The sequence below is a fragment of the Chitinophaga sp. CC14 genome (assembly GCF_048957795.1).
In the GTDB taxonomy this organism is placed as follows: Bacteria; Bacteroidota; Bacteroidia; order Chitinophagales; family Chitinophagaceae; genus Chitinophaga; species Chitinophaga ginsengisegetis.
The window spans coordinates 1,442,033-1,465,971 of sequence record NZ_JARBFY010000001.1; the positions used below are offsets into that span (position 1 = coordinate 1,442,033).

The 23,939-nt window shown below is 46.6% G+C and carries 20 protein-coding genes; 6 read left to right on the forward strand and 14 right to left on the reverse strand.

Annotated elements, in window-relative coordinates; translation table 11 throughout:
- Positions 1 to 11: 11 nt before the first annotated feature.
- The 3 genes from PV783_RS06105 to PV783_RS06115 form a co-directional block, all read right to left on the reverse strand.
- Positions 12 to 1,109 carry an acyltransferase family protein gene (locus PV783_RS06105; protein WP_420987410.1) on the reverse strand — a complete coding sequence of 366 codons (1,098 nt, stop codon included), beginning with the start codon at positions 1,107 to 1,109 and terminating at the stop codon, positions 12 to 14.
- Positions 1,110 to 1,213: 104 nt separating this feature from the next.
- Positions 1,214 to 1,756 (reverse strand): GNAT family N-acetyltransferase, encoded by a 543-nt coding sequence (locus tag PV783_RS06110; RefSeq protein ID WP_420987411.1) that lies wholly within the window; start codon positions 1,754 to 1,756, stop codon positions 1,214 to 1,216.
- 60 nt (positions 1,757 to 1,816) lie between these two features.
- Positions 1,817 to 2,638 (reverse strand): helix-turn-helix domain-containing protein, encoded by an 822-nt coding sequence (locus tag PV783_RS06115; protein WP_079469608.1) that lies wholly within the window; start codon positions 2,636 to 2,638, stop codon positions 1,817 to 1,819.
- 86 nt (positions 2,639 to 2,724) lie between these two features.
- Here PV783_RS06115 and PV783_RS06120 point away from each other — a divergent pair, with 86 nt between their 5' ends.
- Positions 2,725 to 3,639 (forward strand): SAM hydrolase/SAM-dependent halogenase family protein, encoded by a 915-nt coding sequence (locus tag PV783_RS06120; RefSeq protein ID WP_420987412.1) that lies wholly within the window; start codon positions 2,725 to 2,727, stop codon positions 3,637 to 3,639.
- A gap of 10 nt (positions 3,640 to 3,649) precedes the next feature.
- Here PV783_RS06120 and PV783_RS06125 read toward each other — a convergent pair whose 3' ends face one another.
- The 9 genes from PV783_RS06125 to PV783_RS06165 all read right to left on the reverse strand — a co-directional run bounded on the left by PV783_RS06125 (position 3,650) and on the right by PV783_RS06165 (position 18,645).
- Positions 3,650 to 4,327, reverse strand: a complete 678-nt coding sequence (locus PV783_RS06125) for a hypothetical protein (protein WP_420987413.1) — start codon at positions 4,325 to 4,327, stop codon at positions 3,650 to 3,652.
- 98 nt (positions 4,328 to 4,425) lie between these two features.
- Complete coding sequence (locus PV783_RS06130; protein ID WP_420987414.1) at positions 4,426 to 6,231, reverse strand: beta-galactosidase; 1,806 nt, start codon at positions 6,229 to 6,231, stop codon at positions 4,426 to 4,428.
- A 3-nt stretch (positions 6,232 to 6,234) separates the two neighbouring features.
- Entirely contained in the window at positions 6,235 to 7,761 is a 1,527-nt protein-coding gene (locus tag PV783_RS06135; protein WP_420987415.1) for a glycoside hydrolase, read from the reverse strand.
- Between the two features lie 120 nt (positions 7,762 to 7,881).
- On the reverse strand, positions 7,882 to 9,555 hold the full coding sequence (locus PV783_RS06140; RefSeq protein WP_420987416.1) for a RagB/SusD family nutrient uptake outer membrane protein: 1,674 nt from the start codon (positions 9,553 to 9,555) through the stop codon (positions 7,882 to 7,884).
- Between the two features lie 18 nt (positions 9,556 to 9,573).
- The gene (locus tag PV783_RS06145) at positions 9,574 to 12,693 is read right to left on the reverse strand and encodes a SusC/RagA family TonB-linked outer membrane protein (RefSeq protein WP_420987417.1); all 3,120 of its coding nucleotides are present in this window, start codon (positions 12,691 to 12,693) and stop codon (positions 9,574 to 9,576) included.
- Positions 12,694 to 12,926: 233 nt separating this feature from the next.
- Positions 12,927 to 16,934 (reverse strand): hybrid sensor histidine kinase/response regulator, encoded by a 4,008-nt coding sequence (locus tag PV783_RS06150; RefSeq protein WP_420987418.1) that lies wholly within the window; start codon positions 16,932 to 16,934, stop codon positions 12,927 to 12,929.
- Between the two features lie 97 nt (positions 16,935 to 17,031).
- Positions 17,032 to 17,562 carry a hypothetical protein gene (locus tag PV783_RS06155; protein WP_420987419.1) on the reverse strand — a complete coding sequence of 177 codons (531 nt, stop codon included), beginning with the start codon at positions 17,560 to 17,562 and terminating at the stop codon, positions 17,032 to 17,034.
- A 4-nt stretch (positions 17,563 to 17,566) separates the two neighbouring features.
- On the reverse strand, positions 17,567 to 18,040 hold the full coding sequence (locus tag PV783_RS06160; protein WP_420987420.1) for an RNA polymerase sigma factor: 474 nt from the start codon (positions 18,038 to 18,040) through the stop codon (positions 17,567 to 17,569).
- Between the two features lie 74 nt (positions 18,041 to 18,114).
- Entirely contained in the window at positions 18,115 to 18,645 is a 531-nt protein-coding gene (locus PV783_RS06165) for a DUF1697 domain-containing protein (protein ID WP_079469598.1), read from the reverse strand.
- Positions 18,646 to 18,681: 36 nt separating this feature from the next.
- Here PV783_RS06165 and PV783_RS06170 point away from each other — a divergent pair, with 36 nt between their 5' ends.
- A complete protein-coding gene (locus tag PV783_RS06170; protein ID WP_143313559.1) occupies positions 18,682 to 19,356 on the forward strand; it encodes an SMI1/KNR4 family protein in 675 nt (224 codons plus the stop codon).
- Here the strand turns inward: PV783_RS06170 and PV783_RS06175 are convergent.
- Positions 19,332 to 20,087 carry a DUF4184 family protein gene (locus PV783_RS06175; RefSeq protein WP_420987421.1) on the reverse strand — a complete coding sequence of 252 codons (756 nt, stop codon included), beginning with the start codon at positions 20,085 to 20,087 and terminating at the stop codon, positions 19,332 to 19,334. The genes PV783_RS06170 and PV783_RS06175 overlap by 25 nt on opposite strands.
- Positions 20,088 to 20,249: 162 nt before the next feature.
- Between PV783_RS06175 and PV783_RS06180 the strand changes: the two genes are divergently transcribed.
- The 4 genes from PV783_RS06180 (at position 20,250) to PV783_RS06195 (ending at position 23,261) form a co-directional block, all read left to right on the forward strand.
- The gene (locus PV783_RS06180) at positions 20,250 to 20,774 is read left to right on the forward strand and encodes a YceI family protein (RefSeq protein WP_079469595.1); all 525 of its coding nucleotides are present in this window, start codon (positions 20,250 to 20,252) and stop codon (positions 20,772 to 20,774) included.
- 120 nt (positions 20,775 to 20,894) lie between these two features.
- On the forward strand, positions 20,895 to 22,178 hold the full coding sequence (locus tag PV783_RS06185; RefSeq protein ID WP_420987422.1) for a DEAD/DEAH box helicase: 1,284 nt from the start codon (positions 20,895 to 20,897) through the stop codon (positions 22,176 to 22,178).
- Positions 22,179 to 22,272: 94 nt separating this feature from the next.
- A complete protein-coding gene (locus PV783_RS06190) occupies positions 22,273 to 22,740 on the forward strand; it encodes a hypothetical protein (RefSeq protein ID WP_420987423.1) in 468 nt (155 codons plus the stop codon).
- Positions 22,737 to 23,261 (forward strand): hypothetical protein, encoded by a 525-nt coding sequence (locus PV783_RS06195; RefSeq protein ID WP_079469593.1) that lies wholly within the window; start codon positions 22,737 to 22,739, stop codon positions 23,259 to 23,261. Before PV783_RS06190 ends, PV783_RS06195 begins: the two co-directional genes overlap by 4 nt.
- 76 nt (positions 23,262 to 23,337) lie before the next feature.
- On the opposite strand, the gene PV783_RS06200 is transcribed toward PV783_RS06195, so the two are convergent.
- Positions 23,338 to 23,925 (reverse strand): YceI family protein, encoded by a 588-nt coding sequence (locus PV783_RS06200; RefSeq protein ID WP_079469592.1) that lies wholly within the window; start codon positions 23,923 to 23,925, stop codon positions 23,338 to 23,340.
- Positions 23,926 to 23,939: the final 14 nt, after the last annotated feature.

A 23,939-nucleotide genomic window follows, 5' to 3' on the forward strand; every position in this document is an offset into this window, starting at 1 on the left:
CTGATATTAAATCATGGCATAGCCGTGTGAACAGGTCGCGCAGCGGGCCGCGAATGCAGCAGCTTTATCAGCGGCCGCTCTACTTTGTAGTAGAAGAAAATGCCTACCGCTACCGCCAGTACCATATGCACGATCACAGAAAGATCGGCATTCATGAAGTAACCGGTGGCGGCATATATCTGCGCGATAAAATAATAAAAAGTATAGTGGGTCAGGTAAATGGAATAAGAAGCATCGCCTATCAGTAACCCCCATTTGTTATTCCAGAGCCTTGCCCAAACACCCCGCTGCTCCAGGAAAATACAACCGGCCAGGATACACGCACTGGGCAGGCCCCATAACAACACCCTTTTCAAACTGCCGGTGCCGTTGGTCACGCTGCTCAGTTCAGAAATATTTCCAAAGCCATACACAATGTTATAAACGTATCCGCCGATGCCCAGCAATAGCAACAGCCCGGCCACGCCAGTAGCCACTTTTACGTGGCGGTACAGCCAGAAAATGATCACCCCGAAAAGGAACTCCAGCATGATAGGATTGGTATAAAAAATAAGCCTGAAATCTGTTGGCTTCAGTAGCTGTCCCACCGCCACAAGCGCGGGAATAACAAGTAACAGCAATAAGGTTTTATATTTTGTACGGAACAGGATCAGGAAGAAGAAAAGGAAATAAAACCACCACTCAAAACTCAGCGACCAGCCCACCACCAGGATAGGCGCCAGCCACTTCTGCGAGTTCAATACCGGCAACATGAAAATGGTATCTCTCCATCCATAAAGAATAGCCGTGATAGGGTACATCCGGTCAAAAAAACAAAAGAATACCATATAGCACACACTGGCCACATAATAAATAGGGTTGATCCTGAGGAAACGTTTCTTCAGAAAATCCACTCCATCACGCGCACCAAAATAGTTGCTGGCTACATAACTGATTATAAACCCCGATATCCCAAAAAAGAGGTCCACGCCAATAGCGCCAAAGTTCTCCAGGAAATAAAATTTTTGCTGATGGGAAACGGTGAATGCTTCCTGTAAGTCGATGGCATGTACATGTACCACGAGGATAACTGCTACTGCCCTTAATAACTGTATGCTGTTAATCTTCATAAAAGGGATACTGATTGAGGGTAAAGGATGGCAACACCGGTCACTTTTGTGTAAAGCAAGTTAAACCGGGCGGCTGTAATTACACTTCAGTCAGTATCGGCTGGTTACTTACGTGCCCTGTTCCATGCTTCCCGGCTGATTGTAAACCAGTTAAGCATCGTTTGGTCCTCGTAAAAAGTGCCATCCAGGCTAAAGCCGGCCTTCTCTAAAACGCGCTTCGACGCATCATTTTTTACATCGGCCATGGCATAAATATTTTCCAGCCGGAGCCGGTTGAAGCCGTAGTCCAGGCAGGCATGTGCGCATTCAGTAGCGTATCCCTTTCCCCAGTATTTCTTTATAAAACGGTAGCCGAGGTCGTAGTAGTTAACGTGGCCATTGGTAGGTTCTTTTACCAGTTTTAATCCCGCCCATCCCACAAAGCGGTTGGTATCTTTTTCTATTACAGCCCATCTGCCAATGCCGTTCTCCCGGTATTGCTGCCGGATAAACTGAATAACTTCCCGCGATTCTTCTATCGTGCGCACCGGCTTGTTGCCCAGGTATAAATGCACCGCTTCGTCTGAATCCAGTTCAAACATGCCGGCGGCATCAGCAGGTATCAGTTCCCTTAAAATCAACCGGGGAGTAGATGCGAAAATCTCCATACACGTGTCATTTGGCGCCGAATTTAACGGAACTATTGAAAAGAACAAAAACGGGAATGTTTATTTGGTCATCAACAGGAAGTTACTTCCTGCGTCTGCTTCGTTGGATTTTTTCTGATACTGGTAAGGAGAGAAGCCAGCAAATTCTTTGAAGGCCCTGATGTAGTGGGACTGATCGGCATAATCATGCTCAAAGGCAATATCAGACAACTTACTGTAGTTGTTACTTTTTAATTGCTTTAAGGAATTCTGAAAACGGCATATCCGGGAAAATAATTTGGGGGAGATGCCAACGCCCTGTTTAAACCGGCGCTCAAAACTTCTTTCCGTTAACTGCAGCTGCTGCTGTAAGTCCTTTAACGCAATACTGCCGCCGGAGGCGATGATCTGTGATAACGCAAAGTGTGTAACCTCATCTGAAGACGTGCTGTTTTCATTGATCTGCTTAAATAGAAAAGCGGAAATGATGGCGATCTTCTCCGTTAAGGAAGGGGTGTTGCCTAATCTTTCTGCCAGGTAAAAATCTTTTGTAGCTGCCAGTATATCCAGGTCTAAACAGGAATTGGTTAACTCATCGGCATTCAAACCAAAAACAGATTTCAACGCATGCGGATAACAACACACCCCGATTGAACAGATGGTACCCGTTACATGCAGCTCAGTATACTTCGTGGTTTGACCATATAACAGCAAATCGGGTAACTCTTTGTTTTCCTGGTAGAAGGTACCGTTATCCGACTGCTGGATAATTAAACCCGGACAACCATCTGCCATTGGCCCCAGAATTTTAGGCACGTGGGCAACATCATCACTCTCCAGCGTCCAGAAATAACGGACGTGGTTTTTCAGATATGATGGCGGTGGTAGTTCCTGGTACTTCATTTTAGGACAGATGAATTATATTCAAGTTAAGAATTTTTAATGATTTCAGGATAAGCCACTAAATTTGAAGACTAATTAGTTCCCCCATGAGCATTACATTACACCGTTTTATCAGCAGCCTGGCATTGCTATTAACTACCAGTATCGGATTTGCACAAAATAAAATAGTGGTTTTTCAATCGGATTTTGGTTTGAAAGACGGCGCAGTATCCGCCATGAAAGGCGTGGCCTCCGGCGTATCGTTCGATCTGAAACTATATGACCTCACCCACGAAATTCCTGCGTATAATATCTGGGAAGCCGCTTACCGGCTGGAACAAACGGTTCCCTACTGGCCCACAGGCACCGTGTTTGTATCGGTAGTGGACCCCGGCGTAGGCACCAGCCGTAAATCGGTAGTACTCAAAACAAACAGTGGCCACTTTATCGTAACACCGGATAATGGTACACTCACCCTCATCGCTGCTTCAGAAGGCATCGCGGAGATACGTGAAATCAATGAAGCCGTGAACCGCCGCAAGGATTCGCAGCAATCTTATACTTTCCACGGCAGGGATGTATACGCCTATACCGGCGCGCGACTGGCAGCAGGCGCCATCACCTTTGAAGAAGTAGGACCGGTATTAGCCAAAGAGGTTGTAAAAATACCATACCAGGCCGCGGTACTGGAAAACGGAAAACTGAAAGGGAACATCTCTATCCTGGATGTACAATACGGTAACGTATGGACCAACATCAGCGCTGATCTGCTCAACCAGTTGCATCCTCAATACGGTGATATACTGCAGGTAACGTTTTTCCACAACGGGAAAAAAGTACATCAAACAGCGGCGCCGTATAGTCAAACTTTTGGCGCAGTGCCGGAAGGAAAACCATTGAGCTACCTGAACAGTTTACTGCAACTGTCTTTTGCGCTGAACCAGGGCGATTTTGCAGCCACCTATCATATCGGAAGCGGTAGTGAGTGGAGTGTGGAAGTAACGTTATCTCCCAAAAAATAAATCATTCAGATCAATCGTCGGGATTAGCACGCCAGTTTAATCTGGGAAGTAGATAAAGTAAACTGATGCCATAAATATCAGGCTGCCGCTTTGTTAAGCTCTTCATGTAAGAGCCCTTGACTTCAATGGCGCCATTCTTTTTTTTGCCAAGCCCGATCCGCATGCCCAGGTTGCCTATCGGCCCTACTGCGTGCTGGGTAGTAGAATCCGTAAAGCTGTCGCCGTTACGGTCTTTGTACCTTATATTTACTGGTCCGTAATGGTAGGCCAGGCCGCCTCCCACAAAGAAACCCACCGCACTCTTATTATTCAGGGAGGAAAATCCGGCGAAATTCAGGTTAATGATAAGCGGGATATCAACCATACTCCTGGGCTTTGTTTTAGGACCATCGTCTTCTTCGCCGGTATAGTAATATACAATATTGCCGTCCGCATCATAATACCAATCCGTGTTGTCGTTGGCATCTCCGGAACCGCCAAATGAAAAGGGAATACCTACCGAAACAGTCATCTTATCTGTTTCCATCACATTGTAACGGATGGCATACGAGATGCTGAAGCTGGTAATGCTGCCGTTCCTGGAAGTGTGATCAATAAATGTGGAAAATCCTAAGCCGTGTACAAAACGCTGGGAGAAAACCGGTAAGCCGGCGATACAGGCAATTGCTAACAGTACAATTTTTTTCATACGGCGGCCGTGGGATTAGAGGATACCATATAAAGGTAAAGTAAAAAGCTATTGAAACGGAAGTCCGCCCCAATAGCTTTTTACAAACTTTTCTTGTGTTATTGTAATACGTCCAGTATCGGATGATCAATGCCCTGCAGCGTATTTGCAGCGGGCTTAATCAGTTCCAGTACAGTGATTTTATTGTTGCCTTTTTTCAGCCATTCAGCCGGTACATACAAGGTTTGTTGCGGACCTACCTGCCAGTATCTGCCCAGGTGATGACCGTTGATCCAAACGGCTCCTTTGCCCCACTGCGTCATATCCAGGTAGGTGTCGCCGGTGGTGGATAATGTAAAACTGCCTTCTTTCAGTACCGGTGCATCGGTACCGGTAGCAGCAGGTTTTACTGCCGGCTGCACATCAAAGGGAAGCTTAAACTGCTGCCATTGATGAATGGCCTGACCGTTAAATAATACCTGGCCGGCAATACCTTTTTTATTTTTAAGAAGATAGGGGCCAAAATTGATACGTCCCAGATTTTCTACCAGGATGTCCAGGGTAACGGTGCCGGATGGAAGAGTTATTTCTACGCTGTCCTGTGCCAAACGGCGGTCCAGGAGGGCTACTCTTTTGCCATTCACAAACACGAGGCCGTAGTCGCGGAGATCTTTTATTTTCAGCAGGCCACTGTGGCCACCGGAAATAGTGGTGCGGTATAACACAAAACCATAAGCCTGGTTGAGATCTTCAAACGTTAACGGATCTACGCTTTTAATGGCTGCCGGCAATTTATTGAATACCGCAGTACTGCGTTCAAAAGTGATCAGCGGCGTGGTGATCACCGGTTTTTTTGCAGGTACTTCCGGTAAAGTTACGCCAGCCGGGAGATGCCGGGCAATCACTTCGCGGAACTTCATGAATTTTGGCGTAGCGTTTCCAGCTTCATCCAGTGGTGCATCATAGTCGTAGCTGCTGATCTGCGGCTCATAAGGACTCTTGTCATTATAGTTGGCGCCATTCATATAGCCGCGGGTAGTGCCGCCGTGAAACATATACATGTTAATGGAAATGCCTGCTGCGAGTACACGATCCAACCTGTCGAGGAAGTTTTCATAGGGAATGGTATGGTGTTTTTGCCCCCAGGAATCAAACCATGCCGGGTACCATTCTGCAATATAAAAAGGCCCTTTGCCATTATGGTTTTCTCTCACCAGCTGTTTTACTTTTTGCGGATCATCTATCCCATTTACTGCGGGCAGCAAACCGGGCAAATGACCTTTGGCTACATCGGCAGCCGGATCGCAGGTATAGAGTAATCCGTCAAAACCCGCGTCAATAAACATCTTCCGGTTAATGTCCAGGTAACTTTTATCATTGGAATAAGAACCATACTCATTTTCAATCTGCACCATCAGGATGTTACCGCCATGATTTACCTGTAAGCCCGACAATTGTTTTCCAACTTCCCTGATATAATTATTATAGGCTGCGAGGTATTGCGGTTCTTTACTGCGTACTTCGAGGCCCTTTATATTCTGCAACCAGTAAGGGTATCCGCCAAATTCCCATTCTGCGCAGGCGTACGGACTGGGGCGCAATACTACCCACAACCCTTCTTCGTGCGCTATTTTTACAAAGGCGGCTACGTCGTTGTTGCCGGAAAAATCGTAGTGTCCTTTTTCAGGTTCGTGCATGTTCCAGAACACATAGGTACCTATGGTGTTCAGTCCCATTGCCTTCGCCATTTTCAGGCGGTCGCGCCAGCTTTCCCGCGGTACGCGCAGGTAATGGATCTCTCCTGAAATCATCTGGAAAGGCTTGCCGTCCAGCAGGAAGGTGGAATCTCCTAACTGGAAAGTGTGTTGTGCAAACAACTGTATGCTGCACAATATCATTAAAATTACAACGCTTAGTTTTTTCATGGTCTACTGTTTATTGCTTAGGTTACCTGTCAATGTAACTACTGACCGTGGCGGAATGTGAACAATGTTTCCGGAAATATAGCCTGGCTGCAGGTTTTCGGCTGCGCTGGTGGTATAGCTGCGCATACTGCCTGCTCTCAATCCTTTGCAGTGGATGCTGGCATTGGCGGCAGTGCGGCCGTTATTAATCACTACTATCCGGAGGGTATTATCTTTGTTTTTATAAGCAGACAGATAGAGGTCTTTCAACGCTGCACTGTCGCTTACCTCTGCTTGTACCCTTGTAGCGCCGGGTCTTATAAACCGGCTATAGTTACCTAACACCCACATCATTTTGGTATCGCGCAGCTGCCCGTCTGTTTTATCTTTATCTATATAAATCAATCCATCTTTATAATTATAAGGAGAAATGGCGAGCCACCATTGCCAGGCGGCAGCATTGGCGACGGTAAGGTCGGAGTGGATTACGCGCGCCATGTAAAGCGCCGCATCCATGCCGAGGTCCACGCCGGAGCCGTTTATTTCCCCGGCATTATCTCCCAGGATACAATATTCCGATTGCCAGAATTCCAGTCCGTTCAATGCGGCGTGCAGCCGTTTTCGTATAGCCGTGGCGGTATCTTCGGGGGAAGTGGTAAAGTAACTATGTGCAGCAATTCCTTTGTATACATTGGGAAGATTACCTACATAAGTACTGCTGCGTGGATTAAAGAATGCACTTATCTGTGAACCTTTGTCCGGCTTGTCTTCCGGGGCATACAGATAATTTATTTTTCCGGCTTCTGTAATCAGTATTTTAACCGGCAGCTTTGCTTCGCTGAAAGTTTTGCTGATGGCTTTTGTGAAGCCGGCAATCTGTTCGTTGTTATAGGGGCAGCCTTCCTGTCCGCCATCGCTCCAGTCCCACTGTGGTTCATTCACCGGGCTGATATAATTGAGGCTAACGCCAGTGGCTATACGTATTCCCTGCACTACTTCTTTCAAAAAAACAGCAGCAGCGGAATAGTTCTCCGGTGGAAGATTGCTTTGTCCTTTGTCTGCAAAGGCTTTGCCGTTGCGCGTAAACGCCACCGGCGGACTGTTCAGGAAGCCCAGGAAATCTGTAACGCCGCGTTGCTTCGCAGCCTGTAAAAACCACAGCTGGCCGGATTGTTTTTTCCAGTTGTATGTATGATCCGGCTGCAGGAATGATTCCGCGCGGCGCCATTCATCTTTAATGCCACTGTTATCGGCCTGCTCTGCACTGCCGGCGCCAATATTAAAACGCCACATCGATAAGCCAATGCCTTTGGGCTGGCCGCTGGCAGTAGTATCGGAACTAAACAGCCAGTCGGCTATCTGGTTACGTTTGTTATCCGGCCAGTTGCCGGTAAACTGGCCCGCCCACGCATCTGAAGCCGCGAAGTTGCGGATCGTTTGCGCGGTTTTATGTAGGTCGATGTTTACCTGGATAACGTTGCTGTTGCTTTGTTGAGATGATGCGGTATGCAGCACAAAGCACAGCGGCAGTGAGCAAATGATTTTTTTCATGTTCTTAAACGCTTTGCTTCACACAAAGCCGCCGGAAAATAGTAAAATGCCCGTTAAATATTTTTCAATTATGACAACCGGCAAGCTACGCAGCAGCTTTGTGTGAAACGGATTGAGTGTTTAATAGCCCTTGTTCTGCTCCAGCTGCCCGTTGGAAGACAGTATTTCTGTTCTCGGAATCGGCAGCCAGTAATTTTTTTCAGCGAACAACCGGCCGGAAAGCGCTACTTTTCTTGTATACGTGTATACGCCGCTGTTATTAACGGCAACGTCTACACCGTATGCAGGCACATTGTCTGTTACAATAGCCGTTTTCCAGCGCCGCACATCATAGAAACGATGTTCTTCAAACGCCAGTTCTATTTGTCTTTCACGATGAATGGCGTCCCGCATCTGGTCTTTACTCAGGCCGGGTGCCAGTGCCGGTTGCTGTACGCTGGCGCGCTGCCGGATCTGGTTAACCGCGGCGTATACGCTGGCATCGGGTCCTGCCGCTTCATTTTGTGCTTCTGCGTAGTTCAGCAATATTTCCGCATAACGTAAATAGATCCAGGGCTGTAATCCGGCTACGTCCCAGGGATTATCGATCGGGTTATTGTCGTCCATAAATTTGCGGAGATAGTAACCTGTTTTGGTAGAGTTCCAGTTGGAAGGACCATCCTTTCCATCTTTTCCACCGGGAGAAAATGTTTGTATGGTAGATCCCCTGTATGGTGCGCCGTTATAAAGAATAGTGGCGTAGAAGCGGGCATCCCTGTTCACATAAGGATTTTGCGGATTATAACCGGAAGTTGGATCTGTAATCAGTTTACCATTCTTCATTTCATAGGCGTCTACCATGTTCTGCAGCGGCGTATTGCCTGCCCATCCGCCGTAGCCATTGGCGCCATTGGATATTTCCAGGCATACGTGGCGCGCGCCTATGGCATATTGCCGCGCGAAAATGATTTCATTGTTATCCGCTTTCAGGAATAACTGGCTGTAGTTTGCTGCCAGTGTATATCTCGAGAGGTCCATCACCGCTTTGGCTGCAGTAGCGGCTGCCTGCCAGGTGCCAACGTTATACAGCGGACTTGCGGCATATAATAACAGGCGTGCTTTCAGCGCCAGTGCAGCGCCTTGTGTGGCCCTGCCGGATTGCCAGCTGGCATCGTTGATAGCCGGCAGGTCTGCCGCTGCGGCGGTGAGTTCATTCACTGCATAATTCATAGATTCCTGCAGCGTGGCTCTTTTAAATAAAGCCGGGTCGGTGAGATTGTCGGTGAGCTGGTACTCTTTATCGCCCATCAGCACCACACCGCCATAGTTACGGATCAGGTCATGATACCGGAACGCGCGGATAAAACGTAATTCGGCAGTCAGCTTTTTACGCAGCGCGACGCTCATTTCCACACTGTCGATGTTATTCAGTGCGTAATTACATTCCCGGATACTGCGATAGCTTCTTCCCCAGATAGTACCCGCAATACCGGTATTTTCCGGTGCAATCTGTCCTTGTTGAATGATCCAGGTATTATCGTCGTTGTTGTAAATGGATTCGTCGGTGATGGAGCTCCACAAACCGTATTCAAAGCCCCTTCCAAAACCGGGGTTAGTGCCTTCTCCTTCTTTATCCTGTAATTTAATGCTCAGGTACCGGTTAATCACATAGTTCTGAAACAGGGAAGAGTCACCCAGTACGGCGTCGCCCAGGATACGGTCTGTTGGCGTAATATTCAGATAGTCCTGCTTGCAGGAGGAAAATAATCCCGCAGCAGCTAAAGTTAAAGTGTATATAAAGTGAGTTGTTTTCATGACTGTTTTTTTTCTGGTTTAGAATCTAACATTTGCACCAACATTGATGATCCGTTGTTGTGGATAAAACTGTCCGCTTTCGCTGCTACCTTCCGGATCATAGTCTTTTACTTTGGTAATGGTGAAAAGGTTAAATGCGTTGGCATATATTCTCAAACTGCCGATGTTTATGCGGGACAAAAGATCCGATTTGAAGGTGTAACCGAACGATACATTTTTTAACCGCAGGAAGGAGGCGTTGTTGAGCCAGAAATTATTTTGGTAACGGCCGCCATTCACAGAAGCGGAAGCGCGTTCGTCTACTCTCGGATAAGAACCGCCGGTATTGGTCGGGCTCCAGCGATTATCGGCCCAGCTGCTGTAATAGTTACCGATGGTGCCGGATTCCGGTAACACGTATTGGCTTACGTGCGATTGGCCGGTTAATAACAGGGATAAATCAAACCCTTTATAGTCGCCACCAAGTGTAATACCATAAGTGATTTCAGGAATGTTGCCATACTTTGTTCTCACCTGGTCGTCCGCATTAATTTGTCCGTCACCGTTAACATCCCGGTAGATCAGGTCTCCCAGTTGCGCACCAGACAGGTGGGTGAATTTATTCAGGTCATCTGCTGTCCGGTAAATACCAATCACATCATACAACAGGTAATTATTCATCGGGCCGCCGGTTTTGCGTTGATAAGACAAGGTGCCGGGGGCTTCATCTATAAATACAATCTCGTTTTTGGCGTAGGTGATGTTACCGGAAATATTGTAGTGAAAGCCACCGGCGGTAGTATTATCATAACCCAGCGTAGCCTCTATACCATTACTGTTTACCTTACCGATATTTTCGGCTGGTACCAGCGGCGTAGCAGGATCGTATGGATTTACAATACCGGAAGATTGTGGCAGTGAAGCATTCCGCTGGGTAAGGATCTTGGAACGTTTCTGCTGGAAATAAATAAATTCCAGGTTAAAGTGTTGCAGGAAGGCCATATTGAAACCCAGGTCCATTTTCCGGGCAATCTCCCAGGTAATATAAGGGTTGCCCAGTTTGGTAAGATCAATACCGGGGATGATCTGACCGCCGATCACGTATTGGTTTACGAAAGAATAGTTATCGAAATACTGGAATAAACCTACGTTGTCATTACCCAGTGTACCATAGGAACCGCGCAGTTTCAGATCATTGATAAAGCTCACGTTCTTAAACCACTCTTCTTTTGAAACGCGCCACCCGGCAGATACGGAAGGGAAGAAGCCATACTGCTCACCTTTCGGGAAAATAGAGGAACCATCATAACGGGCCTGTACTTCCAGCAGGTATTTTTCCATATAGTCATAGGCAATTCTGCCGAAATAACTTTTCCTGGTGAAGCTGTAACTGGTGCCGGAATTATTTTTGTCGGTGGCGGCAGATCCTCCCTGCGACATCTCCGGCGTTTGCGGTGTCGGGAAGTTTAAGCGCGACGCACCCAGTGTATCCCGGCTGGTTTTGCTTTGCTCATAACCAACAAGGGCCGTTACATTATGCTGGCCAAAACGACGGGCAAAGTTCAGCTTAATATTGGAAGTGATCAGCGTCATGTTCCGTTGCTGCTGTGTAAGCGAAGCCAGTCCATTGGAACCACCTACCACTGTTTTGTCGTACGATTGGGTGGCCTGGTTATAGGTATATACTTTATAAGGAGTGCTGAAGCTTTTATTGGAGCTCCAGGATTTATCAGCCGATAAATATCCGTCCAGCGATAATCCTTCCACGCCTGGTATCGCATAAGATCCTTTCAGGATACCATTAAACACCTGTGTAGGATTGCGGGCAGTACCGCCGGCATCCGTTACCTGCATCACCGGGTTATTGTTTTCAATACCGGTGGTAGGCAATCCATTCGGATACCTGTCCAGTACCGTTGGGTAAGCGCGGTAAATACCCCTGAAGATGTTGTCTGCAGTGGTGGTAGGATAAACGCGGTCTTCCTCCCTGCCGGATAAATACAGGCTTACCTTTAATCTCTTGGTAACATCCGCATCAATATTTGACCGGAAATTATACTGGTTGTATTTGGTCACCCCATTTTTATACAATCCATTCTGACCAATCATGCCGAGTGAAACATAGTACCGCACATTTTCACCACCACCGTTTACAGAAAGACTATGCTGATTCTGGGTAGCCACTTTCTTCAGGGTAGCTTTCTGCCAGTCGGTGTTAGGGTAATTCACGGGGTCGGAGCCATCGCGGAATTTCTGGAGCTGTTCGTCGGTATAAAACTGGTTCATACCGCCGGCAGGGTTATTATAATACTGGATTTCATTCCTGATCTGTGCATAGGTGGCAGCATCGGCCATTTTAGGCAACCGGCTGGGAGACGAAAATCCCTGGTTAAAGCTGTAATTGATCACCGGTTTGCCGGTTTTACCCCGTTTGGTGGTGATCAGCATTACGCCGTTGGCGGCCCTGCTACCATAAACCGCTGCAGATGCGTCTTTCAATATCGATATGCTTTCAATATCGTTGGGATCCAGTCGTTCCAAACCGCCTATTTGTCCGGGCACGCCGTCTATTACCATCAACACATCGTTATTGCCGGTGGTGGCCAGTCCGCGGATGGTGATGCGGGAGCCATCGTATCCCGGCTCGCCGGAACGGTTGTTGGCAATAATCCCGGAGAAGCGGCCGGTGAGGGCATTGGACACGTTTGGCTGTGGGCTCTGCACAATATCAGCCCCTTTTACCACGGAGATGGAACCGGTCAGCGTAGCTTTCTTTTGAGTGCCATATCCCACTACCACCACTTCATTTACACTTTTGCTCAGTGAGGTGAGTGCTATTTTTAAGGGAGACAGGTTCCTTACAGGCACCGTCATCGCTTCATAGGCGATGTGGTTGAATATCAGGGTATCGCCCGGCGCGGCGCTGAGCGAAAATTTACCCTCTGCATCTGTCAGGGTACCGGTAGCTTTATTTTTTACACGTACCGTAACACCAGGAACAGGTTCACTGGCATCGGTTACTTTTCCCGTAATGGGAGTTTGTTGTGCCTGCACGCTCATTCCCATCAGTAATAAGGTAAATACCAGCATGATTTGAAGGAAAGGTTGGCACCGTAATAGGACAAACTGACGGTCCGTTCCGGATTGAAGTTGTTTCATAACGCAATAATTTAATGAATTGGAAGAGTGGAATACTCATTTTGGTTGCACGGAAGATGCACGCATCTTTTCATGATACCCGCAATGTACTATGCCGGGCAGACATCATAGAGGGGGTAAATCATTTAAAAAAGGGGGTAAAATCGTAAAATATCACAGGGGTATTTCTACCGGGGCGCTTGCCTCGGATATCCTTAAAGTGCCAGCCACGGCTAAATACAGGAATTTACCCCTTAGTTTTCAGTCACATTGAAGTCCCGGTTAAAGGAATGGCGGTATTTCTTTACATAATCGGAAGGGTTCATTCCAAACAGCTTTACAAACTGTTCGCGGAAGTATTTCACATCGCCAATGCCCACCTGCATGGCTGCCTGTGTAATGGTGTAGTTTTCCTTGAGCAGCAAAACGGCGGCCTTCCGGAGACGGATGGACCGGATGAAGGAATTAATGGTTTGACCGGAAATGGATTTTACCTTTTTATACAAACTGGAATGACTCATCCCGATTTCGAGGGTGAACTTTTTAATGGAGAATTCCTCGTTTTCCAGGTTGTCTTCAATAATTTCTATACACCGCTTCAGGAAGTCCTGGTATTCCGCGGGTACTTTAATGTTACTGTTTTTGAGGGTGATACGGTCAAAGAAATACTGCTGCAGCAGGTTACGGTTCTTAATGATGTTATTCACTTTGGCCATCAGCAGGTCTTTGTCAAATGGCTTGGTAATATAGTCGTCTGCCCCTCCTTCAAGACCGCGGAGCCGCGTATCCGCCGCGGAAGACCCGGTAAGCAGGATCACCGGGATATGGCTCACGGTGTCTGTTTGTTTGATTTTGCTGCATAGCTCCACCCCGTCCATACCCTGCATCTGGATATCGCTGATCACCAGGTCGGGCATAAATTTCTGTACTGCAGCAAACCCGCTGGTGCCATTATCAGCCTCATATACAATGAACCTGTCTTTGAACAGCTGCCGGAGATATTGCCTTATTTCATCATGATCATCGATCAGCAGGATCGATTTTTTTTCAGTAATAGTGGTGGTAGTGCCTTCGGCTTCACGGATTTCCGGTTGGGGCAAGGTGGCAACGGTGGTCAGTTCTTCCAGGAAAGCAGATTTCTGTGGGGCATCTTCCCTTAACAGCACCCCGGCAAAATGCCGGCTTCCTTTTTTCAGGGTAATGTGAAAAGCGGTGCCTTTATTTACCTCGCTCTGGTAGGTGATACTGCCATGATGACTGTCGATGAAGTGCTTTACCAGGTAAAGGCCAATACCAAAGCCTGTTTGCAGCGACTCTTTCTGGTCCTGCGCCCGCTGGAATTTTTCGAAGATCCGGTTGCCGGCGCTGCCTTCAATGCCGCAGCCGCTGTCTTTTATAATAATAGTAACATCTGCGTCGTCGCTGGTTACTTCAAAAATGATACTGCCGTTTTCCGGGGTGAATTTAAACGCATTGGAAAGAAGATTAAATACAGCGATTTCCAGCTTCTCACTATCGCCATATATCTCCAGTTGTGTATCCCGGCACTCAAAGCGGTAGTCGATCTGTTTCATCCGGGCCTGTTGGGAAAAACATTGGTATACTTCCTTACACAGGTGCACAATGTCGAGCCTGGACAGGTTCAGCTGATCGCCCTCCCGGTCGGCTTTACGGAACAGCAGGAGTTGATCCACCAGGCTAAGCAGGCGCCGGGCATTGCGGTATACTACACTCAGATCAGGGTATTCCTGATTTTGCAGCAGCTCCTTCAGCGGGGTAATAATCAGTGTAAGCGGTGTCCGGAATTCATGGGAAATATTGGTGAAGAAGGATAATTTCTTCTCATTTAACTCTTTCTCTTTTTCATTTTCAAGGTGCGCCAGCTTAATCTCATATTTCAACCGTTCTTCCCGCGCCTTATACCGGGTGTACGCATAAACAGCGGCCATAATACTGCTGATGTACAGGAGATAAGCCCACCAGGTCCGGTACCACGGGGGTAATACCACCACTGATATAGTGTGTATGGCATTGCTCCATACACCGTCGGCGTTGCTGGCTTTGATTTCAAAAATATAGCTGCCTTCCTGCAGGTGGGTATAGTTGGCCGTTCTGGTTTGCCCTACATAGTTCCAGTTATTATCCCATCCCTTTAAACGGTAGGCATAACTGATTTTATCCGGCAAGGTATATTCCAGTGCTACAAAGTCAAATGCAATGGTGGCCTTGTCGTAAGGCACAGTGATTTCCCGGATCTCTTCCTGGCTCCGTTTGGATACATATTGATCCAGTTCGGTCACAGAGGTATTATTAATTTTAACGGCGGTTAATAAAACCGGGGGGATGGTGGTTTGAGAATAGATGCTGTCCGGGTAAAAAATATTGAATCCTTTGATTCCGCCAAACAGCAATTCGCCGGACTGTAGCTTCAGGGCGGCGTTGAAACTGAACTGGTTACTCTGAAGTCCATCGGAGGCAGAAAAGTTACGGAAGCTCTTTTTCTTTGGGTCAAACCTCGATAACCCATTAAAAGTACTGAGCCACAGGTTACCGGTTTTGTCTTCCAGCATCCGCAGTATGGAGTTGCTGGGAAGCCCTTCTGAGGTGGTAAATCGTGTGTAATTTCCGTTTTTACGGTCAAAATTCAATAATCCGCCGCCGTCGGTGCCTACCCAAAACGTCCCGTTCTGATCCTGGTGAATGGAGCGCACGGTATAACCGATGTTAAAACGCCGGTGCTGTTTCCGGTCACGGTCTATCCGGATAAGGGTGGAATAGTTCCCTCCCCACAGCTGACCGTCCTGGTCTTCGGCCAGGCATTGCAGGTTTACAAGGCTGCTGTCGAAAAGTTCGAAACGGTTTTCCTGGCGGTTAAACCGGTACAGGGTACCGTTATTCGTTGTGCTGGCCCAAAGTTGTTGCTGCCGGTCCTCATACACGGTCCACACATTATTTTCGGCGGTGCGGGTGTAGGGGTTAAAGCATACAAAATGTTCAAAGACGCCGGTGGCGGCGTTATACCTGTTTATGCCGCCAAACCAGGTGGAAATCCACAGGTTCTGTTGGACATCCTGGATAATGGAGGTAATAAAATTGCTGCTGATACCTGTTTTGCTGTTGCCGGTATGTTTATAGGTAGTCCAGGTATTGCTTTCCCTGTTCCAGTATTTGAGGCCACCGCCATCGGTGCCTATCCAGATATTTTTGTGGTTGTCTTCACAAAAAGAAAAGATGAAATTGTCCACAACGCGGGCCACCGGGTCCCTGTTGGGCATATTTAATTCAAACGGGTTGCGTTTGGGTTCTACGATGTTGATGCCGCCGCGCAGGGTGCCGATCCATTTGCGGCCTTGCCGGTCTTCATAAATGGAGTACACGGCATTGCTGCTCAGTTGTTGCTCATCGGCGGTGGTAAAGGGTTTGGCGGTACTGTTGGAAGTATTTACCAGGTAAATGCCGTTACCATCGGAGGCGCTCCACATGATCCCGTCTTTATCGATGTACAGATTCACCACCTTGCTGTTTACCGGCAGCACATTTTCCGAATACCTGCCGGTGGAAGGAACGTAGCGGAATACCCCTGCATCGGTGCCCAGCCAGATGTTGCCTGCCTGATCTACAGTCAGCGTGTTGCCCCGGGTGATATCCCTGCTGATCATAGTTAACTGTTGCCTGGCAATATCATATTTGCATAAACCTACATGTTGCACAAATACCCAGGCGGAGGTACCACTGAATTCAATGGCGGTTACTTCGTAATCGGTAATATCGCCGCGATCTATTGCCAAAGGGATCTGTTTACCAGCAGACTCCCGGCTGTTAAACAATAACAGCCCGCTTTTTTCGGTGCCGATTAAAATATTGCCGGCTTCGTCTGATCTGATGGTATGGGTATTTTCGCTGATGATCCGGGAAGTGCTGCTGCGAAAGGGGAGGTAGCGGGGCAATGTGAATTTTTCACTCACCGGGTTGAATACACATACGCCTCTGCGCCCGCCTACCCACAGCTGGTGATGGATATCATCTGCCAGCGTGTATACGCCATTATCTACGAGGGAACTGCTGTCATTAATTTTATTCCGGTAAATCCTGAATTTATAACCGTCAAACCTGTTCAGTCCATCGTAAGTACCAAACCACATAAAACCTTTGTGGTCCTGGTATACGCTGGTAACGGCGTTGTTGGAAAGACCGTCCTCTATACCCAGGTATCTGATGGGATAGCTAATAGCGAAGCTATCTCCCGTTATTATTCCTAACAATAATAAAATAAAACAAATTTTCCTCACACGGTGCATAGGCTCATTTTACAGCCATAAAGCTATTATTTCTGCCAGAGATTACCACCATCAAATCTTCTTACTGGTTTAACTCTTCCAGTGTTTGCCTTACCCGGTAAATTCTTCCTGCCCATATTTTCCACTGGAAATACGCCTGTACAACCATAATGATAACGAGGGGAATCAATATCAGGTACTTTTGTTGGGTCCAGCGAATGGTAACCAGAAAGAACGCAAAGATACCTGCAAAGGCAAGGATTTTTGTGAAGATGGAAATCACTGCATACTTTCTGATGTTGTGCAGTTTTTTCCGCATGCTCTCCAGGAGGTTATATTTCACAGCCGGTTGACGGGCCAATACATAACCAGTAACGCTTTGGGCCAGCATACATAATACTGAAATCACCAGCAGCAGGTTCAGGTAAAAAGGTTTTTTATCGCCGTCAAAAAAATCGTAGTATACCACCAGGAAAATAGTGTACCCGATGGCTTCCATTATCACCTGTTTCCTGATATCTCTTAATACGGGAGAAGTATGTTTGCCGATAATGGCGGAAATATTCCGGCTGGGGGTGGGGGCATTGTCCCATGCTGATTTTAAAGGATCCATGTGTTTATAATTTTAAAATATTTTTGATCTTACTTTTAATCCTGTTAAGTTTTACGCCCACATAATTTTCATCAATCCCGATGATGTCGGCAATTTCCTGGTAGCTCATATCGCCCAGGTATAATACGATGATGGCTTTTTCTGCATCGCTCAGTTGTTTGAGCGCGGCAAAAAGCTGTTCCTGTTGCACGGACGCCGCATCATTGGCGCTGTCGGGCTGTTCCGGTAAGCTATCTGTATAGGTGATATCGGGTTTCTTCCGGCGGAAATCGGCCAGGGCGGTATTAAGCGCCACCCGGTAAATCCAGGTGCTGATGCGGGCGTTGCCCTCAAAAGAAGGAAAGGATTTCCAAAGCTGATAGATCATCTCCTGGAACAGGTCTTCCCTGTCTTCCCGGCTGTCGCGGTACAGGCGGCACAACTTATGCAGGATGCCCTGGTGCTGCTGTATTGTATCGAGAAATACGGGTTTGTCCATGCAGTTTATTTATCAGGGTTAGTTGCAGTATGTAGGAAAAACTTACACTTTCACCTGGAAAAATGTGGATCCGGCTACCAGATCACCTTATTCACCGTAGCCCAGTTGCGGGTGGTGCATGGCAGTCCGAGCTTTTTTTCCAGCCGGGATATTACATCGAGGGGTTTTGCTTCCAGGTTTTTATGGATCAGCGTATACACTTCCCGGCCTTTCATATGCAGGGTTTCTGCGGCTGATTGCAGCGAGGCGATTACGGATGCGGCATGTGCGCCGGCATCGCCAGACAGGAAGGTGATGTACACCTGCGTGGTTTTATCCGGGACCACGCCGGGGAACGGGGTGTGTTTTACTACATTTTCCAGTTCGGATACCGACCGGATAATGGTGGGCACTTCAAAGCCATAAGTAGCCAGCAACAGCTTTTCTATTTTTGCAGACAGCGCCGCGGCATTATTGCTGCCGGATTCAAACATCACATTGCCACTCTGGATATAGGTGGTTACATTTTTAAAGCCTGCCGTATCCAGCTGCCGGCGCAGGTCTTCCATTTTAACGGTTCGTTTTCCAACATTCACCGCTCTTAAAAATGCAACGTATCTGGTCATGTGGTTTTCAACTTTACTTTGTATGTTTGTTTTATCATGCACTATCTACAAATCATCCACAAATTATACAACTTACCGGAAGATGCCAATCACGGTTACACAGCTGCAGAAATAACCGCACTGGAAGCCCGCTTACAGCTTCAGTTGCCGGCAGCCCTGCGCCAATACTATCTTGCTATAGGTAAAAACAAAATGGTGAACGATAGTTTTAACCGTTTAACTTCCCTGGGAGAAATTGGTTTTTCGGAAGATGATCACCTGATTTTTTATGAAGAGAACCAGGCCGTGGTACTGTGGGGCATTGCCAAAGCAGATCTCACATTACCGGACCCGCCGGTATATGGCACATACGACAGCGCACGGGTGGAGTGGTTTACAGACGCCGATACAACCGAGCACTTTTTACTGTCGATGGCCTGGTGGAACGGCGCGCTGGGCGGACTCCCATACACAGCCTTCACTGATCTGGAGGAAGACCTTACGCCGGAACGTATCGCCGCTGTTACTACGCACTGGCAGGAACAAACCGGTATTTCCAACCAGTTGCTGCGTTTCTTTACCAACGATTATGAAGATATCCTTGTGCTGACCACTGAGCAAAATGGCCAGGTGAATGGTATTTATATTGGTACCAGCCGGGAAGAGAAATATAAGGCCATCATGGATACGCTCCGCATGGAATGGAGTTACCGCATAGACCGTGATGAATAAGTAACCCACCAATACCATCCCACGGTAAATAAAAGTCCGTAGAAAACGCCGCCCAGCGCGGTGGCCAGGTAATCCATGCCCTTACAGTTGATATGGTGAAAGTATTCATTTACCAGTAACACTAACCCGCTGATTACGGCAACCGTAATCCAGAAGCGCGCTTTCAGCTGCAGGGATACTTTCGGAAGATTGTTTACCCGCGGCAGTTTCAGAAAGAAATATAACATCACCAGTAATCCCGCTACAGAACTGAGGTATTGCATCAGGTACCACATTTTCATAGGATGCCGCCATATGGTAACATCCTTTTGTAAAAAGTGTATACGTGACACAAATCCGCCTGCTTCATGCGTAAACGCATCGAGGAAGAAATGTGTGAGTACTCCCAGTATGATAGAATAGATCACCACGCTGTAATATTCGCGGAAATAAGTATCCCAGTTAAACGGCCTGAACAGATGGAGGCGGTCGCTGGCCCATGCCGGCAGGTATGGCAGCACTACCGGTTTTACAATGAGGTGATAAACATATGCGAGCAGCAGGGCTAACGGTATATCATATACGAAAATTCCCCACCACTGATGTCCGCCACTGAAGTATGGATTCAGTAAAATGAAATAAAGGAAGTCGGGTACCATACTGCCGATGATTAAACCGGTTGCTGACAGGTATTTGCGGGAGGTATTTATGAAGGGAACAACTATCGCTGCATGTGATATCGTAAATGGCATCTTCGGGAAAATTGTCTAATAAATTTAATTGAATTTTAATAAATCTGGTAAGGAAATGTTAATGTTATAATCGTCCATCATTTCCGGTGAAATGTCCAACCTCATTGCTGTGATTTACACTTATTTTTATTAAGTCTTTGAAAACATAAAAAACAATGTGCTATGACAAACTGGAAAATTGATGAATCACACAGCGAAATAGGATTCAAAGTTAAGCATCTCATGATTACGAATGTGAGTGGATATTTTACACGGTTTACCGGGAAAATTCAAACAGAAAGCGACGATTTTCATGATGCCACTATCTCTTTTGAGGCAGCAGCAGATAGTATTGACACACAAAACCATCAACGGGATGAACACCTGCGCAATGGCGAATTTTTTGACGCATCCAATCACCCCAAGATCAGCTTCGTTTCTAAAAAAGTGAAGAAAATTGACGACGAGAAATACAAATTGCTCGGCGACCTGACCATTAAAGGCGAAACACATCCTATTGAACTGGATGTAGTGCATGCGGGCGTAACCGTAGATCCGTATGGTCAGACAAAAGCCGGTTTTGCGCTCAAAGGCCGCCTGCACAGGGCCGACTACGGCCTACGCTGGAATGCCACCACCGAAGCCGGAGGAATTGTGCTCAGCGACGAAGTAAAACTCAACATGGAAATACAACTGGTGAAAGAATAGCTTTCCCCGTAAAGTATAATGCCGTGGAGAAGAAGGGATTTCCTTTCTTCTCCACGGCATTTTGTTAAAAAAGGAAAGCTAGCAGCTATTGGCTATCTTTGTGCTTTCCAATGATGTCACATGAAATTTGAACAATATAATATCTCCTCAGAAATAAAGGAAAGTTTAGAAGAAATGGGCTTTAAAAAGCCTACAGATATACAGTTTAAGGCCATTCCCTCCATCCTCAACGGGGACGATGTAATGGCGATTGCACAAACCGGTACCGGTAAAACAGCGGCTTTTGCCATTCCTATCCTGCACCGCCTGCAACAGCAGGACCGCCGTTACCGGAAAAATAAATACGAAGTGAAATGCCTGGTAATGGTGCCCACCCGGGAACTCGCCATCCAGATAGCAGAAGTTTTTCAATCTATCGCTCAATATACAGAACTCAGTATCCTGGCCCTCGTAGGCGGAGTAGAACAGGCCCCCCAGATCAAAGTACTGGAAAAAGGCGTGGATGTACTCATTGCCACCCCAGGCCGGATGTTCGACCAGATTAACCAGGGACATATTGACCTGAGCCAGGTGCAAACCCTGGTACTCGATGAGGCCGATCATATGCTGGACCTGGGCTTTATACGCGATATCCGCGACGTGATCAAACACATTCCCCGCGAACACCAGACCCTGTTTTTCTCAGCTACGCTGAATAAAGACATCAAGGACCTGGCATATTCCGTTGTAAATAACCCTATCCGCATACAAATATCTCCCAAAGATCCTGTTGCTAAAAATGTAAGCCACGCAGTAGCCTTTGTGGAAATGGATGATAAACGTTTCTTTCTGGAAAGACTGATCAAGGAATTTCCGGAAAGCAAGATCCTCGTATTTGTACGTACCAAAGTACGTGCAGAACGCGTAATGGCCGCTATGGCCCGTATCGGGATCAAATCCCTCACCATGCACGGTGGCAAAGAGCAGGGCGACCGGCTTGATGTAATGGCAGAGTTCAAAAAAGGCGACATCAAAGTACTCGTTTCCACAGACGTAAACGCACGTGGTATCGACATCCCCAACGTTGACTACGTGGTAAACTACGACTTACCCGATGTTCCCGAAAACTACGTACACCGTGTAGGGCGTACCGGTCGTGGTGTGCAGAAAGGACAGGCCGTTTCCTTCTGCAGCACGGAAGAAAAACCGATCCTCGAAGAAATCCAGCAATTCCTCGGTAAGGAAATCACTGAAATGAAGATCAATAAAGATGATTACCGAGAAACCATCAGCTTCTCTGAAGATATTCCCAACGACAACTGGCAACTCCTGCTGGATGAACATAACAGGGAAATGGAAGAAGTACAGAAGAAAGTGAAGAAGAGAGCGGCGGCGAATGTGAAGAAAAAAGCGAAGAAGAAATAAGACGATCATAAAAGAAAAAGCTATTCCTCCAGGAATAGCTTTTTTTTAGTACATAAAGTTGGCATATTTTGCCAACTTTTTTGTAATTTCAAGGATGAAGATCATAGAAAAATCATCCGGGATATCTATAGATGTTTTGATTCAATTAATTGAAAAAGAAGATTTTAAAACGGTATCGGGTGAATGGTTTTCATTTGATTGGAAGAAACTGGTTAAAAGCAGTGAAGTTTATAAATTGGTTTTGCCACCAGAACATAACATTCTGGGATTAGTATGTTTGATATATTATCCGGAAGAAGAACGGGTAGAAATAAAACTATTGGAAGTTTCCAGGCAATATGTAGGGCGAAATGGCCCGTATGAAGGAATTGCGGGTTGTATGATAGCCTTTGCCGGTCGGACAGCACTCGCCAGGTATGGACCTTATGCTTGTGTTTCGCTGGTTCCAAAAACTGCATTGAAAAAACATTATATGAAAAAATATGGCATGCTGGATGCAGGCTGGCAGCTTTACCTTGATCTGGATGCATTAAATAACATTGTCGCAAAATATACTTTATGAGCCAAAAGAAATCAAGAAACGAGAAATCCCCGGGTGAACTGGCATCCTCTTTTGTTTTCCCGGTTAAGCTCTCTGAAAAGCAAAAAAAAGAAGCCGCAGTGCAGTTGGCACAGGCCAGAAAGGAACGGCGATTGGCTGCAACAGATAAGGATAAACTGGTCAGTGGCTTATTGAGCCTACGGTTTCAGCTCGAAGATTATATAACTGGCAATACTTTTAATCCTGATTTGTCATTCGGATATTTTCTGGGCGAATATGTTGGACTGTTGGAGAAGAAGCGGAAGGTATTTGCGGAGGAAATCAGTATTGATGAAACGCTGTTAAGCCAGTTAATCAATTTGAAACGTGATCCGCCTGATTATGTAACAGTAAGATTGGAATTGCACTCCAACCGGGCCATTCCTGCCGATTACTGGTACCGGTTAGTTGAAAAAAAGAAAGAACACTTTATTAAAACCGATAAATCTATCCGGAAAAAAGAGAAACAGTTTGTACAAAACAAGCTGGATGTTCATATTTGATTATTCCTGCCGATAATAAAAAACGTTCCCGGCTTACACCGGGAACGCTACTCAAAAACACTATCTAAATCTGTAACTATTGCTTTACTGCTTCTACGTTTACAGTGATATCAACAGTAGGTGCTACTGCCCATACACCGGAAGGTAATTTGTCTGCATACTTTACACCATAATCAAGACGATTGATGGTAGTTTTAGCAGTGAACCCTGCTCTTCTCAAACCCCACGGATCTTTAATTACACCATTGTAAGTAACGTCGAAGGTTACACGTTTTGTAGTATTGCGGATAGTAAGATCTGCCAGCAATACATATTTATCACCTGCAACTTTCTTTAAAGAAACGCTTTTCAGGGTAATGGAAGGATATTCTGCTACGTTAAAAAAGTCATCTGTTTTCAGGTGGCCATCACGCTGATCTACACCAGTGGAAATGCTGGTTGCATCTACGGTGAAATCTACTTTCGCGTTCTGGAAATTGGTGCTGTCGGCCGTTTCAATGGTGCCATTGAATTTGGTAAAATGACCTTGTACATAGCTCAATCCTAAGTGCTTTACGCCAAAGATGATGCTGGTATGTGCAGGATCTGCATTCCATTTTACCTGCGCAAAAGTGGCGATGCTGGCTAATACCAGGAGGGTGGTGAAAAAGAAACTTTTCTTCATGGTTGTTTTTTTAT